14 protein-coding genes and 2 tRNA genes are annotated in these 18,744 nt (G+C 64.2%); 14 read left to right on the plus strand and 2 right to left on the minus strand.

Annotated elements, in window-relative coordinates; all coding sequences use genetic code 11:
• Nucleotides 1-2,547 (minus strand): aminopeptidase N, encoded by a 2,547-nt coding sequence (pepN, locus tag IW252_RS00305; RefSeq protein ID WP_196834752.1) that lies wholly within the window; start codon nucleotides 2,545-2,547, stop codon nucleotides 1-3.
• Nucleotides 2,548-2,851: 304 nt separating this feature from the next.
• Here pepN and IW252_RS00310 point away from each other — a divergent pair, with 304 nt between their 5' ends.
• The 10 genes from IW252_RS00310 to IW252_RS00355 all read left to right on the plus strand — a co-directional run bounded on the left by IW252_RS00310 (nucleotide 2,852) and on the right by IW252_RS00355 (nucleotide 10,828).
• Nucleotides 2,852-3,910: a lactonase family protein gene (locus IW252_RS00310; RefSeq protein ID WP_196834753.1), complete on the plus strand. Its 1,059-nt coding sequence runs from the start codon at nucleotides 2,852-2,854 to the stop codon at nucleotides 3,908-3,910.
• A 49-nt stretch (nucleotides 3,911-3,959) separates the two neighbouring features.
• Nucleotides 3,960-4,433, plus strand: a complete 474-nt coding sequence (locus tag IW252_RS00315; RefSeq protein WP_196834754.1) for a ribose-5-phosphate isomerase — start codon at nucleotides 3,960-3,962, stop codon at nucleotides 4,431-4,433.
• Nucleotides 4,434-5,351 carry an Fpg/Nei family DNA glycosylase gene (locus IW252_RS00320; protein ID WP_196834755.1) on the plus strand — a complete coding sequence of 306 codons (918 nt, stop codon included), beginning with the start codon at nucleotides 4,434-4,436 and terminating at the stop codon, nucleotides 5,349-5,351. It abuts the gene before it with no gap.
• 92 nt (nucleotides 5,352-5,443) lie between these two features.
• Nucleotides 5,444-5,514 (plus strand) — tRNA-Gly (locus IW252_RS00325).
• 138 nt (nucleotides 5,515-5,652) lie between these two features.
• A tRNA-Pro gene (locus IW252_RS00330) sits at nucleotides 5,653-5,726 on the plus strand.
• Between the two features lie 82 nt (nucleotides 5,727-5,808).
• Entirely contained in the window at nucleotides 5,809-7,191 is a 1,383-nt protein-coding gene (tig, locus tag IW252_RS00335) for a trigger factor (protein WP_196834756.1), read from the plus strand.
• A 203-nt stretch (nucleotides 7,192-7,394) separates the two neighbouring features.
• Entirely contained in the window at nucleotides 7,395-7,988 is a 594-nt protein-coding gene (locus tag IW252_RS00340; RefSeq protein ID WP_196837007.1) for an ATP-dependent Clp protease proteolytic subunit, read from the plus strand.
• Nucleotides 7,989-8,041: 53 nt separating this feature from the next.
• Nucleotides 8,042-8,701 carry an ATP-dependent Clp protease proteolytic subunit gene (locus IW252_RS00345; protein WP_196834757.1) on the plus strand — a complete coding sequence of 220 codons (660 nt, stop codon included), beginning with the start codon at nucleotides 8,042-8,044 and terminating at the stop codon, nucleotides 8,699-8,701.
• Nucleotides 8,702-8,859: 158 nt separating this feature from the next.
• Nucleotides 8,860-10,155 carry an ATP-dependent Clp protease ATP-binding subunit ClpX gene (clpX, locus tag IW252_RS00350; RefSeq protein ID WP_196834758.1) on the plus strand — a complete coding sequence of 432 codons (1,296 nt, stop codon included), beginning with the start codon at nucleotides 8,860-8,862 and terminating at the stop codon, nucleotides 10,153-10,155.
• A 61-nt stretch (nucleotides 10,156-10,216) separates the two neighbouring features.
• The gene (locus IW252_RS00355) at nucleotides 10,217-10,828 is read left to right on the plus strand and encodes a DsbA family protein (protein WP_196834759.1); all 612 of its coding nucleotides are present in this window, start codon (nucleotides 10,217-10,219) and stop codon (nucleotides 10,826-10,828) included.
• Between the two features lie 94 nt (nucleotides 10,829-10,922).
• Here IW252_RS00355 and valS read toward each other — a convergent pair whose 3' ends face one another.
• A complete protein-coding gene (gene valS / locus IW252_RS00360; protein WP_196834760.1) occupies nucleotides 10,923-13,550 on the minus strand; it encodes a valine--tRNA ligase in 2,628 nt (875 codons plus the stop codon).
• Between the two features lie 249 nt (nucleotides 13,551-13,799).
• Between valS and IW252_RS00365 the strand changes: the two genes are divergently transcribed.
• The 4 genes from IW252_RS00365 (at nucleotide 13,800) to IW252_RS00380 (ending at nucleotide 18,566) form a co-directional block, all read left to right on the plus strand.
• Nucleotides 13,800-15,509, plus strand: coding sequence for a nitrite/sulfite reductase (locus IW252_RS00365; protein WP_196834761.1), 1,710 nt, complete (start codon nucleotides 13,800-13,802; stop codon nucleotides 15,507-15,509).
• Nucleotides 15,506-16,231 carry a phosphoadenylyl-sulfate reductase gene (locus IW252_RS00370; RefSeq protein WP_196834762.1) on the plus strand — a complete coding sequence of 242 codons (726 nt, stop codon included), beginning with the start codon at nucleotides 15,506-15,508 and terminating at the stop codon, nucleotides 16,229-16,231. The genes IW252_RS00365 and IW252_RS00370 overlap by 4 nt, the downstream gene beginning before the upstream one ends.
• A gap of 65 nt (nucleotides 16,232-16,296) precedes the next feature.
• Nucleotides 16,297-17,751 carry an FAD-dependent oxidoreductase gene (locus tag IW252_RS00375; protein WP_196834763.1) on the plus strand — a complete coding sequence of 485 codons (1,455 nt, stop codon included), beginning with the start codon at nucleotides 16,297-16,299 and terminating at the stop codon, nucleotides 17,749-17,751.
• Nucleotides 17,748-18,566, plus strand: a complete 819-nt coding sequence (locus tag IW252_RS00380) for an SDR family oxidoreductase (RefSeq protein ID WP_331271371.1) — start codon at nucleotides 17,748-17,750, stop codon at nucleotides 18,564-18,566. The genes IW252_RS00375 and IW252_RS00380 overlap by 4 nt, the downstream gene beginning before the upstream one ends.
• The last annotated feature ends 178 nt before the right edge of the window (nucleotides 18,567-18,744 follow it).

An 18,744-nucleotide genomic window follows, 5' to 3' on the forward strand; every position in this document is an offset into this window, starting at 1 on the left:
CTACGCCCGATCGGCCTCGCGAGCTGCCAGCGCTCGGACCACGGCGTCACGGTTCTCCAACATGAGCCTGCGCAGCGCCGGGGCCTGCTCGCCCAAGTCGGCCAAGAAAGCATCCGTCTGCTGCAGGGTCCTCTCGCTGACCTGCGCGGCAGGGTAAAGGCCCACGACGATCTGCTGGGCGATCTCGTGACTCCGTTCTTCCCAGACGGAGCGCACCTCGGCGAAGTAGTCGTCCGCAAACTCCGTCAGGAGTGTGGCATCATGCACGCGGTTGAAGCCCGCAATGGCCTGGCGCTGGTGGGTATTCGACAGGGAGTTTTCGCGAACGACGGCGTCGAAGACCGTGCGCTTGGCCGCCACCGTGGGTTCGGCCGCCCGAGCCAGCTCGGCAGCCAGCGCGCCGTTGGCGGTGTTGTCGGCTTCGAGCTCGGCGTCGATGTCGGCGTGGCCAGCGCGACCGCCAGCGACGAGGGCCGTCAACAGCTCCCACCGGAGGTCCGTGTCTACCGTGAGCCCCTCGAGGCGGCGCGAGCCATTGAGGAGGGTCGCGATCGTGTCAAGCTGTGCGCTCGTGCGGCTGCGCGCAGCAAACGCCTTGACGAACTGCAACTGGTGGTCAGAATTCGGTGCGGCCGCCTCGGCAAGCTTCCACAGCGCCTCTGCCGTTGACACCGCGAGGTCCGCTGCGGCGTCGTCCGCCACGTAAAAGTCCAGCGTCGTGCTGAGTTGACGCAAGAGCACCATGATGACCGAAGAATCCGATTCGTGGGCGATGTTATTGAGGATGAGCTCGACGTAGTCGCGACCGCGCGTTTCGCCATCGCGTGCCGCGTCCCACGCTGACCCCCACACGAGCGTGCGAGGGAGCGATGAGTCGAAGTCTTTGAGGTGCTTGATCGCGGTGGCGAGCGAGAACTCGTCGAGCCGGATTTTGGCGTACGCAAGGTCGTCGTCGTTCACGAGGATCAGATCCGGTCGTGGTCGGCCGATGAGGCCTTCTACCTCGGTACGTTCCCCCGCGACATCGAGCTCTTCGCGGTGCGTGCGGACCAGAGCGCCGTCGTGCAGGTCGTAGCAGCCGACAGCGAGGCGGTGGGGGCGGAGCGTCGGGTGCTCGGCGATGGCCGACTGGCGAATCGCGAAAGCGGTGATGTTTCCGGCGTGATCCGTCTCGATTTCCGGCGTCAGCTTGTTGACGCCCGCGGTCTCTAGCCACAGCTGGCCCCATTGACTGAGGTCGCGGCCGGAGGACGCTTCGAGCTCCACCATGAGGTCTTTGAGCTCGGTGTTGGAGAAGGCATGCCGGGAGAAGTAGCTGCGCACGCCAGTCATAAATTCCTCTTGCCCCACCCACGCGACGAGCTGGCGCAGCACGGAGGCCCCCTTGGCGTAGGTGATGCCGTCGAAGTTCACCTGCACGTCCTCGAGGTCCTTAATTTCGGCGACGATCGGGTGAGTGCTCGGCAGCTGATCCTGCCGGTAAGCCCAGGCCTTTTCCATGGAGGCGAACGTGGTCCACGACTGCGTGAACTCCGTGTTTTCGGCGGCGGCCAGGGTGGACATAAACTCGGCGAACGACTCGTTGAGCCACAGGTCGTTCCACCAACGCATGGTCACCAGATCGCCGAACCACATGTGGGCCAGCTCATGCAGCACCGTGATGGCACGGCGTTCAACGACCGCGTCCGTGGGGCGGGAGCGGAAAACGTAGTTCTCGAGGTAGGTGACGGCACCAGCGTTCTCCATGGCACCCGCATTGAACTCGGGCACGAACAACTGATCGTATTTCTCAAACGGGTAGGGCGTGCCGAACTGCTCTTCAAAAAACTCGAATCCCCGGCGCGTCAGCTCGAAAATGTTCTCGGCGTCCACGTGCTCCATGATCGATGCGCGGGCGAATACGCCGAGGGGAATGGTGCGGCCGTCGGTGCTGGTGAGCTCGCTGCGCACCGACTGATACGGCCCGGCAATGAGCGCGGTGATGTATGAGGACATGCGCAGGGTGGGCTGGAAGGCCCACGTCGTGGTGCCTTCCCCGTGGGGCGTCGGTTCCGGGGTTGGTGCGTTGGACACGACGTCCCAGTGTGACGGCGCTGTGACCGTGAATTGGAAGGTCGCCTTGAGGTCTGGTTGCTCGAAGACGGCGTACATGCGGCGCGAATCCGGCACCTCGAATTGCGTGTAGAGGTAGACCTCGTGGTCAACGGGATCGACGAAGCGGTGCAGGCCTTCACCCGTGTTCGTGTACAGCGCGTCGGCGACAATCGTGAGCTCGTTGTCCGCGGCGAGTTGCGGCAAGTGGATTCGTTCGCCGTCGGCCACCTGGGCCGGGTCGAGGTCGACTCCGTTGAGCGTCACCCGGTGAACGGTGTCCGTGACGGCGTCGATGAAGGTTGCGGCTCCGGGGGTGCCCTTGAAAGCAACATGCGTCGTGGAACCGAAAACCCGTTCCCCGCGCGTGAGATCCAGCTCGACGCGATACGAATCAACGGTGACGAGCTGCGCTCGTTCCTGCGCTTCAGCACGGGTGAGATTAAGTCCTGGCACGGTTCCTCCTGGGGTTTTGCGCTTGCGCGGTGAACGCGGGGTCCTCAGCGAGGCCGCGATCACGGTGCCGTTCTAGGGTAGGCGGCGCGCAACTGGTCAGTTCTGAAAGACTTACTAAGTATTTCCCTAGTTTGTCACTTTGGGTCGGTCAGCACCAGAGGGATCGCACGGTGGTGCCGAGTGTTCATGACGTTTGCTCTCGAGGAGATCGCGGACGGGGACCCTTCGCACGTAGGATCGCTCTCGGTGGAGCCCCGGATGCCCGGTTCCACCACGAGTACCACCGAGCACCTCTGGAGATACCATGCCTCAGCCCACCACCGTCGACCTCTATATCGCCTGCGCCGGAGCTGATCGCATTGATCGATTGCGGCTGGATACCGCGACGGGTGGGTTGGAAGCGACGGGACAGAGTTGGCCGGCACCGGGGATTCGTACCTCAGCCTACGACGGCGACCGCAGCCTGTACTACGCGGGCCAGTCGACGTCGCCCGGGTCGATCCAGGTGTTGCAGCGCGATGATGCCGGCGCGCTCACGACCGTGGCCACCGCAGAAGTGCCGGACAAATGCGTCAATGTTTCGTTGGCGCCCCATGGGTCGGCCATCTTCTCGGCCTCATACCACGGGCATAGCGTCTTCGGCTTACCGCTCGACGCCGATGGCATCCCCAACCCGCCGGCTGTCGCGGGCGACGCTCCGGGGGAGAAAGCCCACTCGGTGGTCGTGGCACCCGACGGCCAGCACGCGTACGTTGCCTCCTTGGGCGACGACGTCGTGGTGGCCTACGCCGTAGAGGGCGCCCGGTTGGTGGAGGTGAGTCGGCACCGCAGCCCAGAGGGGGCCGGCCCGCGTCACCTGCGCTTTTCCTCCGGTGGAGACGTCCTGTATGTGCTGCACGAAATGACGGGACTCGTCTTGGTATATCGCCGGGACCTAGCCTCCGGAGCGCTGCGGCAGATGCAGGCCATCGATTCCGTGCCGGAGTCCTTGGAACTCAAGCCCGGGTGGGCGCGCGACGCGCAGAGTCCGTGGCCGGGGCTGGACCGGGTGTGGTGTGCCGATCTGCACTTAACCGGCGAGGGGCGGTTCCTCTACACGACGGAGCGGTCCACCTCCACGATCAACGGTTTCGCGGTCGATGACCAGGGCACGCTGTCGCTCCTGGGCACTTGGGAGACGGAAAAGCAGCCCCGCGGCGCCGCCATCGTGGCTGGCGTGGATGCCGAGTACTTCCTCGTCGCCGGTGAAGCGTCCGACAGCGTGACCGCGCACCAACTCGACCGAACGACTGGCGAGTTGAGCGTGACGGGCCGAGCGCCGACGGGTGCCGGCCCCCTCTGGATCGAGCCTGCGACCCGCTAAAATGGTCAGGGCCCCCGCGGCCACGTCAGAACCCACTAAAGGACACACATTGCGCGTACACATTGCGACCGATCACGCAGGGATGGAGCTGAGCGCTCACCTCGTAGAACACCTCAAGCAGCAGGGCCACGACGTGGTCGACCACGGGCCCACCGAGTATGACGCTGAGGATGACTACCCCGCTTTCTGTATCGATGCAGCTGAGGCGGTGGTCGCGGACCAGAAGAGCGGCGTCGAGGCTCTGGGTATTGTTCTGGGTGGGTCAGGCAACGGAGAGCAAATTGCGGCCAATAAGGTGCGGGGCATCCGCGCCGCGCTCGCGTGGAACCTCTCCACGGCGCAACTGGCTCGCGAACACAACGATGCCAACGTGATCGCCGTCGGCGGCCGTCAGCACAGTCTGGCGGAAGCGACCGAGCTGATCGATGCCTTCCTGGCCGAACCATTTTCCGGGGCCGAGCGGCACGCGCGCCGCATCGGCAAGATCGCGGCCTACGAGTCCACCGGCGACATCCAACGCTAAGTGCCGGAAGGTCACTCGATTCACCGGCTGGCACGCCAGCTGACCGATGTTTTTGCTGGTCAACGGGTCATCGCCACGAGCCCGCAAGGACGGTTCGCCGCGGGGGCGGAGCTCTTGACCGGCCGGAGCATCCGGCAGGCTCAAGCGCACGGAAAGCAGTTGTTCGTGGAGTTTGCGCCGGATGCGACTGATGCGGTGGATCCGCTCATTTTGCGCGTGCACCTCGGGCTCTACGGCGCCTTCAGTTTTGGCGGCGACGAGCATTTCCGGGGTGCGTCGAGTATCGGTGCCCCGCGCCGGATCGGCGAGGCTGAGAGTGCTGGTGCGGAAAGCGGGCCCTACGCGGGTCCACCTGCCCCCGTCGGAGCGGTGCGCCTGCGTCTTGAATCCGAGCACGGTTGGGCTGATCTACGCGGTGCCTCGGCGTGTGAGGTGCTCACCGCACCGGAGGCCGCATCCGTTCGTGACCGCCTGGGCCCCGACCCTCTCGCCAAGCCGTCAGACCAGCAGCCGGGTGCGGCTGAGGAGGAGTTCGTTCGGAGACTTGGCGCGACCCGCACGATGATCGGCGTGGCCCTGATGGACCAGTCCCGCGTGGCGGGCGTTGGCAATATCCACCGCGCGGAGTCGCTCTTTCGATGTGGAGTTGATCCGTGGGTCGCCGCTGGTGCTGTCGACACGGACCAACTGCGCGTGTTGTGGGCCGACCTCGTGGACATCATGCACGACGGCGTGCGGGATGGGCGCATCGTGACGACCGAGCCCGGTGACCGCGATCCGGACGGAGAGCTGTGGCCCAGCCAGGCGCATTATGTGTATCAGCGTCAGGGGCAGGAGTGCCGGAGGTGTGGGGCGACGATCAGGATGGCGGAGGTCTCCGGGCGCAAGCTCTATTGGTGCCCGCAGTGCCAAAGATAAAGCACATCAAGCCGCGTTCCGTTGCTGATTTGGAGGACGGCTTGAGCCCTGTTAGTCTCTTGCAGTCGGAACTGGTCACGGCCGGTTATTGCGGGGATGTAGCTTAATGGTAAAGCCTCAGTCTTCCAAACTGATGACGCGGGTTCGATTCCCGTCATCCCCTCGCATTGAAGAGGGCGGCTCTGGTAGGGCCGCCTTTTCACTGCCCCTGCCGGCGCGGAGAGCGAACCGCGCGGAGGGTGAGTGAGCAGGTAATTCGCGGAACGGTTCAACGTCTGCGTAAACTTACCTGTGCACTGATCGGGGTGTAGCTCAGCTTGGTAGAGCGCGCGCTTTGGGAGCGTGAGGTCGCAGGTTCAACTCCTGTCACCCCGACTCTGACGGTCGGCGATCCCCCTGGGACGCCGACCGTGTCGCAGAGACCCCATCACCGATTCCATTTCAGGAGTACAACGCTGTGAAGAGCGCCGTCGAAAATCTCAACCCGACTCGGGTCAAGCTCAACGTCGAGGTTCCGCTCGCCGAACTCCAGCCGGGCATCGACGCCGCGTACAAGTCGATTTCCGAGCAGATTCAGGTGCCGGGTTTCCGCAAGGGCAAGGTCCCGAACCAGCTCATCGATCAGCGTGTGGGCCGCGGCTACGTGATCGAAACGGCCGTTAACGAGTCCCTGAATGGCTTCTACCAGCAGGCGATGACCGAGAACGAGCTGACCCCCATCTCGCGTCCTGAGGTCGAGATCAACGAGCTGCCCGGACTCGAAAAGAATGCTGAGGGTGAGCTGAAGTTCACCATCGAGGTCGACATTCGTCCCGAGGTTGATCTGCCGGACTACGCCGGTATCGAGGTGACCGTCGACGCTGCTGAGGCCTCCGACGAGGACGTTGCCGCGTCGTTGGACGAATTGCGCGGACGCTTCGGCACGTTGAAGTCCGTCGATCGCCCGGCGGCTACTGATGATTTCTTGACCATTGACATGGCAGCCACCGTGGACGGCGAGGAAGTTGACTCCGCCGCCGATCTTTCGTACCAGATCGGCTCTGGCACCATGCTCGAGGGGCTCGACGAGGCCGTGACCGGCCTGTCCGCTGATGAGGATGCCATTTTCGAGACCACGCTTGCCGGTGGCGAGCACTCGGGCCAGGAGGCTCAGGTCAAGGTCGTCGTCAAGGCCGTGAAGGAGCGCGAGCTACCGGAGGCTAACGACGAGTTCGCCCAGCTCGCCTCGGAGTTTGACACGATCGACGAACTGAAGGCTGATTTGGCCAAGCAGGCCGCGGAAGCCAAGGTCACCGAGCAGGGTGTCCAGGCGCGCGATCTGGTCTTGGACAAGCTGGTAGAGATGATTGAGGTTCCGGTTCCGGATTCGATCGTCGACGAGCAGGTGGAGCAGCACTTCTCTCAGGGGCAGCACTCGGAGGGTGATGAGCACGACACCGAAGAGCACCGCGCCGAGGTGCGTGCCAACGCTAGCCGTGCCTTCCAGAACGAGATCATTCTCGATGCGATCGCCGAGAAGGAAGAAGTCGGCGTCGAGCAGTCTGAACTGATCGACTACATCGTGCAGACGGCGTCGCAGTACGGCATGGACCCGAACCAGTTCGCCCAGATGCTCGACGGCGCCGGCCAGGTGCCCATGATCGTCGGCGAGGTCCGCCGTCGCAAGGCGCTGGCCAAGGTCCTCGAGGTCGCCGCCGTCACCGATTCCGAGGGCGAAAAGGTTGACTTGTCCTCCTTCGTGAAGCCGCAGGGTGAAGAGGAGGCCGGAGCCGAGTCCTCGGCCTCATCCGCGTCGTCTGCCTCGTCCGCGTCGTCGGCCTCCGCCGACAGCGCCGAGTAAGACTCACGCCCCCCGACGCCGGGGCCGGCCACAGTGTGTGGCCGGCCCCGGCGTCGTTGTCTCTACGCGGCGTCGTGATGCGCCCACAGCGAACTCGCGTGGCGCAAGCTCTACGTGGCCCCATTGAGCAAGTAATCTCGAAACAAGTCCACAACCGTACGGAGAGGTATTCGAGCATGACTGAGGAATCCCAGACCCCAGCGATGTCATCGGTCGACCCGGCCAGCCGCGATGACTACATTTACAACCGGCTCCTCAAGGAGCGGATCATCTGGCTTGGCTCGGAGGTTCGCGATGAGAACGCCAATGCCATTTGCTCGCAGCTGCTTCTCCTGTCGGCGGAGGATCCCGAAAAGGACATCTACCTCTACATCAACTCGCCGGGTGGTTCCATCACCGCCGGAATGGCCATCTATGACACGATGCAGTTCATCCCGAACGACGTCGTCACGGTCGCGACGGGCCTGGCCGCCTCGATGGGTCAGTTCCTGCTGTCATCAGGCACGAAGGGCAAGCGCTACGCGACGCCGAATGCTCGCATTCTGATGCACCAGCCCTCCGGCGGCATCGGTGGCACGGCGTCGGACATTCGCATTCAGGCCGAGCTCATCTTGCACATGAAGAAGATCATGAGTGAGCTGACTGCCGAGCAGACGGGCCAGACGGTGGAAACCATCCTGAAGGACAACGAGCGTGACAAGTGGTTCACGGCGTCGGAGGGTTTGGAGTACGGCTTCTTCGATCACATCGCTGAACACTCGGCAGCGGTCGCCGGCGGCGGCGGAATGACTCCGTAGCGAGAGCGCGCACTGAGCCCGATACCCACCCCCAAGACTTTTCAGGAGCAATCATGAACTTCAACGGTTACGGCGCCGCAGGAGAGCTTCCGTCGGCTCGCTACATCCTCCCGCAATTCGAGGAGCGCACTCCGTACGGCTTCAAGCGTCAGGACCCGTACGCGAAACTCTTCGAGGACCGCATCGTGTTTCTCGGGTCGCAGGTCGATGATGCTTCGGCCGATGACATCATGGCCCAGTTGCTGGTCCTTGAGTCGATGGATTCTGAACGAGACATCACGCTCTACATCAATTCGCCCGGTGGCTCGTTCACGGCCATGACGGCCATCTACGACACGATGCAGTTCATTCGCCCCGAGGTGCAGACCGTCTGCCTCGGACAGGCAGCCAGCGCTGCGGCTGTCCTGCTGGCCGCCGGAGCACCGGGGAAGCGCTTGGCGCTGCCCAACGCGCGTGCGCTGATCCATCAGCCGGCGATGGGCGGCGGCGAACGCGGCACGGCTTCGGACCTGCAAATTCAGGCAGAAGAGGTCATGCGCATGCGTTCGTGGATGGAGGAGACCCTCGCCTCGCACACCAAGAAGACCGCCGAGGAGATCAGCAACGACATTGAGCGTGACCTCTTTATGACCGCAGCCGGGGCGAAGGAATATGGTTTGGTCGATGAGGTCTTGACCTCGCGCAAGATCAAGCCGCAGAGCGCGATCAACTAGGCGTTACCCGGCTCGGGGGCGGATGGTGGTGCGCCATGAATTTTGCACCACGATCCGCCCCTTCGCCCAATCTGTGGCACAGCTGACTTAGAGTTAAAGGAAGCGTTGGTGCGGACAGTGCACTCGCGCGTGACCGAGAACAAAGGGAGTACGGCTCGATGGCACGAATGGGCGAGAGTTCTGAACTGCTGAAGTGTAACTTCTGCGGTAAGAGCCAAAAGCAGGTCCGCAAGCTCATTGCTGGACCTGGCGTCTACATTTGCACCGAGTGCATTGAGCTCTGCAACGAAATCATCGAGGAAGAGCTGGTGGAGGTCGATGATTCGGCTGATTTCGAGCTCCCGCGTCCGCGCGAGATTTTCGAGCACCTCAACGAATACGTGATCGGTCAGGAAGCAGCGAAGCGTTCGCTGTCCGTGGCCGTCTACAACCATTACAAGCGGATCCGCGACGGCGGGAAGCCGCGTTCGTCCACGACCCTCAATGAGGTGGGTCACGATCTCGACGACGTCGAGGTGTCCAAATCCAACATCATGCTTGTGGGCCCTACCGGATGTGGCAAGACGTACTTGGCCCAGACGCTTGCACGCCGGCTCAACGTCCCCTTCGCGGTGGCTGATGCCACGAGCCTGACTGAAGCTGGATACGTGGGCGAGGACGTGGAAAACATCCTCCTCAAGCTCATTCAGGCCGCTGACTACGATGTGAAGAAGGCCGAGCAGGGCATCATTTACATCGACGAGATCGACAAGATCTCCCGCAAGAGTGAGAACCCGTCCATCACTCGTGATGTCTCCGGTGAAGGCGTGCAGCAGGCCCTGCTGAAGATTCTCGAAGGCACCGTGGCGCAGGTTCCTCCTCAGGGCGGTCGCAAGCACCCCAACCAAGAATTCCTGCAGATCGACACCACAAATGTTCTCTTTATTGTGGCTGGCGCCTTCGCCGGGCTCGAGGAGATCATCGGGTCTCGCGCAGGCCGGAAGGGGATTGGGTTCGGTGCCCCGCTCACGGCGTTGCGCAGCGAGGAAGCCTCCTACGCCGACGTCCGCCCCGAAGACTTGCTCAAGTTTGGGCTCATCCCGGAGTTCATTGGCCGCCTGCCCGTCACGGCCACGGTTGAGGAGCTCGACCAGGAAGCCCTCGTGAGAATCTTGACCGAGCCAAAAAACGCTCTGGTCAAGCAGTACCAGAAGATGTTCCACTTGGACGGCGTCGAATTGCGCTTCGAGCAGGATGCGCTGGAAGCGATCGCCGACTTGGCGATCGAACGCGAGACGGGGGCACGTGGACTTCGCGCGATCCTCGAATCTGTGCTCGGCAACATCATGTTCGACTTGCCCGGCCGCGATGACATCGCCGAGTGCGTCATCTCCGCCGACGTTGTCGCCGGGATCGGCGAGCCGACGCTCATTTCTCAGGACGTTGCGAGGAACCGTCGCAACAAGTCCGCTTAGTTTCCACCACTCGTCTAACCTGCGGTGATTGTCCGCCGCTCATCACATCCTAGGAGGCGCATTGAGCGAGAACACGACCGTCGATTTTTGGTTCGATCCGATTTGCCCGTTTGCGTGGGCTACCAGCCGGTGGATCCTCGAGGTGGAAAAGGTACGCAATATTCAGGTGTCGTGGCGCGTCATGAGCCTGTCCGTCCTCAACGAGGGCCGAGACCTTCCCGAGGACTATCAGAAGTCCATGGACACCGGATGGGGTCCGGTACGCGTGATCATCGCTGCCGCGCAACAGCATGGTGACGCTGTGGTTCCTCAGCTCTACACGGCTATGGGCGAGCTGTTCCACTATGAGAAGGTCAAGGACCGTTCGGAGGTCATTGAACGGGCCCTGGCCAAGGTCGGCCTGCCGGCCGATCTCGCCGCCGCAGCCACCACCGACGCCTACGATGACGCCCTGCGGGCCAGCCACCGAGAGGGCATCGAGCAAGTCGGACAGGATGTGGGGACGCCGATCTTGGCCCTCAATGGGACGGCGTTCTTTGGCCCCGTCATCACGAGGGTCCCTGCCGGTGAACAAGCCGGGGAGCTCTTCGACGCCTCAGTGTCCCTCGCCAGCTACCCGTACTTCTTCGAGATTAAACGGACACGGACGGAAAGCCCGACGTTCGACGTGTAATGCTGTTGGAGTAGCCCGCCACCGCTCGTGCACTGCGAGCACAGCGCGAGGGCCGCACCCGGTGGGTGCGGCCCTCGCGCTGTATCAACAGTGATTAGGATTCGGCCGAGACCTCGGGATCTGCCAGTTTCACAGCGGACACTGTCAGGTCACCGTCAACGGTGGCGAGTGTCAGTTCACGGGCATTCGCCGCGGACTTGAGGTCCTCGAGACCCTGGCGCAAACGTTCGCGCTGAACCTCGGAGGCGCTGATCGTGGCGGCGAGCACCTCGGTCCGTTGCTTGACCTTGGCCTCGGACTTTGCCTTGCGGATGCCTCCCAGCGCCAACCCGACGGTGGGCAGCACCTCAGCGTCCGCGTCGGCCGTCACTTCAGCCAAGTGCGCCGCCGTCGGCCACGGCGCGCGGTGGACCGAGCCTTGACGCCACCAGCCCCAGACCTCCTCGGTGGCAAAGGGCAGGAACGGTGCGAACAAGCGCAGGGCCGCGTCCAAGGTGGTGGCCAGCGCGGCGAGGACGGAGTCCTGCTCAGCCTGCCCCCGTCCGCCATAGGCGCGATCCTTGACGAGCTCGACGAAGTCGTCGGTGAAGGACCAGAAGAAGGACTCCGTGATGTCGAGCGCGCGCGCGTAGTCGTACGCCTCGAACGCGCGGGTCGCGTCCTCGATGACCTTCTTCAGGCGAGCCAGCAGCGACCTGTCCAGACCGTTGGTAATCACGGACGCGTCACGCACGATCACGTTGTCTTCGGTGGCGCCGAGGTTCAGGACGAACTTCGACGCGTTGAGGATCTTGATCGCCAGGCGGCGGCCGATTTTCATCTGCGCTACCTCGTAGGCGGTGTCGGCGCCGAGCTTGGCCGAGGCGGCCCAGTAACGCACGGCATCGGCACCAAACTGATCCAAGACCTCGGTTGGAACGACGACGTTGCCCTTGGACTTGGACATCTTCTTGCGGTCCGGATCGAGAATCCAGCCGGAGATCGCCGCGTTCTTCCACGGGGCGCTTTCATGGAGTGCATCACCGCGCACGGCTGTCGAGAACAGCCACGTTCGGATGATGTCGTGCCCCTGTGGGCGCAGGTCGAACGGGTAGACCTTGGAGAAGAAGTCGTCGTCGCGGCTCCACCGACCAATGATTTGCGGGGTCAGCGAGCTCGTGGCCCACGTGTCAAGTACGTCAGCGTCTCCGGTGAAGCCCCCGGCCTGATCGCGCTGGGACTCGTCAAAGCCTGGCGGGGTCTCGGCCGCCGGATCGACGGGTAGCGCGTCGTCGCTCGGCACGATGGGGTTCTCGTAGTCCGGCTCACCGGACTCATCGAGGCGGTACCAAATAGGGATCGGCACGCCGAAGAACCGCTGACGGGAGACCAACCAGTCGCCGTTAAGCCCGGAGATCCAGTTCTCGTAGCGCGAGCGCATGAAGTCGGGATGGAAATTGATCTCTCGCCCGCGGGAGATCAGCCGCTCGCGGCGATCTTCATCGCGGCCACCATTGCGGATGTACCACTGCCGGGACGAGACGATCTCGAGCGGCTTGTCGCCCTTCTCGTAAAAATTCACGGGGTGCTGAATTTTCTTCGGCTCTCCGTCGATCAGATCCGCCTCGCTCAGCATCTTGACGATGGTTTCCTTGGTGGAAAACACCGTCTTACCAGCGAGCTCGGCGTACGCCTGCCGGCCATCCGCCGTCGTGATCCACTCGGGAGTCTCGGCCAGAACACGGCCGTCGCGGCCGATGACGGTGCGCGTGGGCAGCTGCAGCTCGCGCCACCAGGCGACATCGGTGAGATCGCCGAAGGTGCAAACCATGGCAATGCCGGCGCCCTTGTCCGGCTTAGCCAGCTCGTGTGCCTTCACCTCAACCTCGACACCAAAGAGCGGCGAGGTAACCGTCTGGCCGAAGAGCGGCTGATAACGCTCGTCATCCGGGTGGGCCACAAGCGCGGCGCAGGCTGGCAGCAATTCGGGACGGGTGGTCTCGATATAGATCTTGGTGCCGTCGGCGGCAAAGAACGGGATGCGGTAGTAGGCTCCCGGCATTTCCCGGTCCTCGAGCTCGGCCTGGGCGACGGCCGTGCGGAACGTCACGTCCCACAGCGTCGGGGCTTCCGCCAGGTAGGCGTCACCGGCGGACAGGTTGTGCAGAAAGGCCCGCTGCGAAACGGCACGAGAGACGTCGTCGATGGTGCGGTACGTCAGGTTCCAATCGACGGACAGGCCGAGCGTCGTGAAGAGGTGCTCGAAGACCTTCTCATCCTCAACCGCCAGCTCCTCGCACAGCTCAATGAAGTTCCGGCGGGAGACGACATCCCAATCGCGCTGGTTTTTGGCCGGCTTCTCGGGGGGCTGGTAGTTCGGATCGTAGGCGATCTTCGGGTCGCACCGGACACCGTAGTAGTTCTGTACACGGCGCTCAGTCGGCAAACCGTTGTCGTCCCACCCCATCGGGTAGAAGACGTTCTTGCCGTTCATGCGCTGGTAGCGTGCCAGCACATCGGTCTGTGTGTAGGAAAACATGTGGCCGACGTGGAGGGAGCCAGACGCCGTCGGCGGGGGAGTGTCGATCGAGTAGACGGAGGCACGCGTGGTGTCCGGGTCGAAGGTGAAGGTGCCCTGTTCACGCCAACGCTCGCTGAGCTTGGCTTCAAGCCCTTCGAGTGCGGGCTTGTCGGGGACGGAAACGGTTGAGGGCGTGTCTGTGCCCAAGTTCTCATCAGCCATGGACCCATTCTTTCACGACCGGCGGAGGCCGCAGTGCTCCACGGACGGCAGGCGCCGCCTAGCCTCGTGACCGGCAACACGGCCGATGTAGATCCGGCCGGTGCAGGCTGTCACGATGACGTCACAGAGGGGCGAGAATACGACCTCCCGTGACGCGCGATGACGCGGCTCGAGCGCTGGAGTTAACGCGGCTACATGCGCCGCAGTCTTCTTTCGGTCAGGCCCGTGACGGGTCTTAGCGTCGAGGTCATGACGCAGCTGACCGAACGCACCGCACCCCGTGGACCGAAGAGAAGCGCTCGCCCGAATGGCCAGTGGAAGATCGACGGAACCGAACCGCTCAACGGCAACGAGCAGATGAAGGCCGACGACAACGGCCTCAACGTTCGTGAGCGGATCGAGCAGGTCTATTCTCGGGACGGCTTCGCCTCGATCGACCCTGAGGACCTGCACGGACGCTTCCGTTGGTGGGGCTTGTATACCCAGCGCCGGCCGGGGATCCCGGGTGGCAAAACTGCGACTCTGGAGCCGCACGAGCTCGAGGACGAGTACTTCATGATGCGCGTGCGGATCGACGGCGGGGCCCTCAGCACGGAGCAACTACGAGTGATTGGCGAGCTGTCCCAAGAGTTCGCCCGGGACACCGCAGACGTGACGGACCGGCAGAACATTCAGTTGCATTGGATCGACGTCGTCGACGTGCCGACGATCTGGCGGCGGCTCGAGGCTGTCGGCCTCAGCACCACGGAGGCGTGTGGCGACGTCCCGCGCGTGATCCTCGGATCCCCCGTTGCGGGGATTTCCGCCGACGAACTGATCGACCCCACCCCGGTGATCGACGAGATCAAGCGCCGCTATGTCGGCAACCCCGAGTTCTCTAATCTGCCCCGCAAATACAAGTCCGCGGTGACAGGGCATCCCAGTCAGGATGTGGTCCACGAAATCAACGACTTTGCTCTTGTGGCCGTTGAGCACCCGGAACTGGGCATCGGGTACGACCTGTGGGTTGGGGGTGGACTTTCCACGGCGCCTCGGCTGGGAGAACGTTTGGGAGTCTTTGTCACGGAGGCCGAAGCCGCTGACGTCTGGGAGGGCGTCACCTCGATTTTCCGTGACTACGGGTACCGGCGACTGCGCAACCGTGCCCGGCTGAAGTTCCTTCTCGCTGACTGGGGGGTGGAAAAGTTTCGGCAGGTTCTCCAGGACGAATATCTGGGACGTGAGCTTCCGGACGGCCCGCCCGCGCCGGTGCCGAGCGAGCCGGGTGACCACTCAGGAGTCCACCGACAGAAGGATGGCCGGTTCTACGTCGGCCTGACGCCCTTGGTCGGTCGTGTCAGTGGCACCGTTCTGGTTCGCCTTGCCGATCTACTGGAGCGGCATGGATCCCAGCGGTTGCGGACGACACCGCACCAAAAGCTGGTGGCGCTGGACCTGCCAGAGCCCGAGGTGGAGGCGTTCGTATCGGCCGCGGAGGAGCTCGGGTTGCAAGCCCGCCCCTCGTTGCTGGCGCGTTCGGCGATTGCCTGCACAGGGATTGAATTTTGCAAGCTCGCGATCGTCGAAACCAAGGAGGCCGCGGCCCAAGCGGTGCGGGCCGTCGAGGAGCGCCTCGACGCGGAGGCCCATCGCTTGCCTCGACGCTTGAGCCTGCATGTCAATGGCTGCCCCAACTCGTGCGCGCGCATCCAGACCGCGGACATCGGCCTCAAGGGCCAGCTGCTGCCCGGTACGGACGGGGAGAAGGTCCCTGGATTCCAGGTGCACTTGGGCGGCACCTTGGCGACGGACGTCGACGGCGAGGCCGGGCTCGGCCGCACCGTCCGCGGATTGAAGGTCACGGCCGAGGATCTTCCCGACTACATCACCACCCTGCTGGACCGCTACGCGGACACAGCACACGACGGCGAATCGTTTGCCGCCTGGAGCCACCGAGTCGAAGAGGAGCAGCTGCAATGAGCGCTACCAACGTAGCCGCGGGGCGACGCACCAGCGACGAGTTGCGGGCCATCGCCCGGGCCGGTCAAGAGGAACTGGGCTTCCACGCTGCGGCGGACGAGGTGCTCGCGTTCGCGGCGCGGCACTTCGGCGTGCGTGATGTCGCGGTCGCCGGTTCCATGTCGGATGGGGTGCTGTCCCACTTCGTGTCCCAGACCTTTCCGGGGATCGACGTCCTGTTCATCGACACGGGATACCACTTCGAGGAGACCCTGCGCACTCGGGACCGGGTGGCCGCGGAACTGGACGTCCGAGTGATCGACGTCCGGCCCGAGCTCACCGTCGCCGAACAAGACGACCGCTTCGGCCGCGATCTCTTCGCCCGCGACCCGGCCGAATGCTGCCGCATGCGCAAGGTCGAGCCCCTGAAGAAGGCCCTCGTCGGGTACGGTGCCTGGTTCTCCGGGGTGCGTCGCGACGAGTCGCCAACGCGCGCCAATGCCCCGCTCGTGGCGTTTGACGAGGCCCGAGGGCTCGTGAAGTTCAACCCGATCGCCGGCTGGAGCAGCGAAGAAGCGGCCGGCTACTCGGCGCGGCACGGCGTGCCGATCAACCTGTTGCTCACGCAGGGGTACCCCTCGATCGGCTGCGCCCCGTGCACTAGCCCCGTAGCGGAAGGCGAAGACCCGCGCGCCGGTCGGTGGGCCGGTCTCCTAAAGACCGAATGCGGCATCCACCTCTGATCCTTCCCGGCCACTCTCCCCACAGCTCACTGCGGCCCCGCCGCCCAACCTTGATAAGGCACACCATGACTGACCAAAACACTGACAGCCCGGCCCGACGACTGCGCGTGGCCATCGTTGGAGCCGGCCCGGCCGGCGTCTATGCGGCCGATCTCCTCGGCAAGTCCCCGCAGGTGAGCGGGGGCGAGGTCGGCCTTGCGGTGGACCTTTTCGATGAACTGCCCACCCCGTTCGGCCTCATCCGGTACGGCGTCTCGCCGGACCACCCTCGGATCAAGGGGATCATCACCGCGCTGCACAAGGTGATGGAAAAGGACTGGATCCGTTTCTTCGGGAACGTGGGCCTCGGCCGGGACGTGAGCCTCGCTGAGCTGCGGGAACGGTACGACGCCGTCATCCTTGCCACGGGTGCCCAGAAGGACGCGGATCTCAATATCCCGGGCGTCGACCTGGCCGGCTCTCATGGTGCCGCCGACTTCGTTTCCTGGTACGACGCGCACCCGGACGTGCCGCGCGAGTGGGACCTCAGCGCCCGCGAAGTCGCGGTGATCGGCAACGGCAACGTGGCGCTCGACGTCGCGCGGATCCTGTCCAAGCATGCCGACCAGCTGCTCTCCACCGAAATCCCCGAGCACCTCTACGAGCAGCTGGGCGGTTCGGCGGTCACGGATGTGCACGTGTTCGGGCGCCGAGGCCCGGCTCAAGTGAAGTTCACCCCGCTGGAACTGCGCGAACTCTCCCATTCCAAGGATGTGGACCTCGTCCTCTACCCGGAGGATTTCGAGTTCGACGCCGCCTCCGACGAGGCGATCAAGACCAACAACCAGGTCAAGACGATGGTCTCCACGCTGACCAATTGGCTCGTTGAACAGGAAGAGCGGGACGCAAACCCCGACCACCGGCCGTCCTCCCGGCGCCTGCACCTGCACTTCCTGCACTCCCCGGTCGAAATCACGGGGGAGAACGGAGCCGTCACGGGCATGACGTTCGAGCGCCAAGAGCTCGACGGCACCGGCAATGTCCGTGGCACCGGCGAAATCATCAACTACCCGCTGCAGGCGGTGTACCGGGCCGTGGGCTACTTCGGTTCCGCGGTGGACGGGGTGGACTACGACGGCGCCCGGGGCGTCATCCCCAACGCTGAGGGGCGCGTCCTGGACGCCGAGGGCACTCCGGTGGCCGGCGTGTACGCCACGGGGTGGATCAAACGTGGCCCCGTCGGCCTCATCGGCCACACGAAGGGCGACGCGCAGGAGACCATCACCCATCTGCTCGAGGACCTGCCGCAGCTGGCCGAGCCCACCGCCTCCGAATCCGTGGAGACGCTCCTAACCGAACGGGGTGTCGATTACACCGATTGGGCGGGTTGGCTGGAGCTCGACGCGTACGAGCGCGCCCTCGGCCGGCAGGAGGGCGAGATCGAGACCCGATTCGGCTCGATCACCCGCGAACGCGTCAAGGTGAGGGACCGTGATGAGCTCCTGCGCCACGCCGCGACGCGCGCTACGCTGGCACTGTGAGTGACCACGATGTGAGCGGACCATTTGATAACGAGAAACCACGGCCAGCGGGCGCGGACCATACTGGCGCACACGCCGCCGTCGTCACCGGTGCCAGCACCGGCATCGGCGCGGCTGCCGTACGCCACCTGAGCCAGCAGGGGTGGCGCGTCTTCGCGGTCGCCCGCCGGGCCGACCGGCTGGAACAGCTCGCTCACGAGACGGGCGCCGTGCCGGTCGCCGCGGATATCACGGAAGACGACGACGTCGTTCACCTTCTGTCGACCGTCACCGAGGCCGGGGGAGTCGACACCCTCATCAATATCGCCGGCGGCGCCCGCGGCGTCGACCAGCTGGCCGAGGCGAAGACCGAGGACTGGGAGTGGATGTATCGGGTCAATGTGCTCGGCACCATGAAGGTCACCCGCGCGTTCCTGCCGATGCTGCGGGCGCACGGCGAGGGAACGGTGCTCAACCTCACCTCGACCGCGGGCATCGTCAGCTACGAGGGTGGCTCCGGCTACAACGCGGCGAAGTTTGCCGAGCGGGGCATGACGCAGGCGCTGCGGCTCGAGGAGGCCGAGCACAACGTCCGCGTGATCGAGGTCCTGCCCGGCATGGTCCACACCGAAGAGTTTTCCCTCAACCGGCTGGGCGATGCGCAGGCCGCCGACGACGTCTATGCCGGGGTGGAAAAGCCGCTCACCGCCGCGGATGTCGCGGACATCGTTGGGTACGCCGTCTCCGCACCGCACCATGTGAACCTGGACGAGATCGTGGTCCGCCCCGTAGCGCAGGCGGCCGCCCACAAGGTGATTCGCACGCCGCGGTCCTAGCGCAGTAGACTAGGCAGCAATACACGCTGTGACCCGGCCATCACCGGTGAGCGTCTGGAAGAACAGCCAACTCTCGCGCTCTCGGTGCGAGCCGACGGCCTAGTAGAACCGGACGGGTAAGCCCGTTATAGCTACGACGAGCGGCCGCGCCGCCACGCCTGAGCTGCGGCTCAGCACG

It is taken from the genome of Zhihengliuella flava, assembly GCF_015751895.1.
In the GTDB taxonomy this organism is placed as follows: Bacteria; Actinomycetota; Actinomycetes; order Actinomycetales; family Micrococcaceae; genus Zhihengliuella; species Zhihengliuella flava.

Bases quoted from the DNA above. Each gene is read 5' to 3' on its own strand.
- IW252_RS00370 (WP_196834762.1), top strand. From the start codon at position 15,506: ATGAGCGCTACCAACGTAGCCGCGGGGCGACGCACCAGCGACGAGTTG.
- clpX (WP_196834758.1), top strand. From the start codon at position 8,860: ATGGCACGAATGGGCGAGAGTTCTGAACTGCTGAAGTGTAACTTCTGC.
- IW252_RS00375 (WP_196834763.1), top strand. From the start codon at position 16,297: ATGACTGACCAAAACACTGACAGCCCGGCCCGACGACTGCGCGTGGCC.
- IW252_RS00365 (WP_196834761.1), top strand. From the start codon at position 13,800: ATGACGCAGCTGACCGAACGCACCGCACCCCGTGGACCGAAGAGAAGC.
- IW252_RS00340 (WP_196837007.1), top strand. From the start codon at position 7,395: ATGTCATCGGTCGACCCGGCCAGCCGCGATGACTACATTTACAACCGG.
- valS (WP_196834760.1), bottom strand. From the start codon at position 13,550: ATGGCTGATGAGAACTTGGGCACAGACACGCCCTCAACCGTTTCCGTC.
- IW252_RS00310 (WP_196834753.1), top strand. From the start codon at position 2,852: ATGCCTCAGCCCACCACCGTCGACCTCTATATCGCCTGCGCCGGAGCT.
- IW252_RS00345 (WP_196834757.1), top strand. From the start codon at position 8,042: ATGAACTTCAACGGTTACGGCGCCGCAGGAGAGCTTCCGTCGGCTCGC.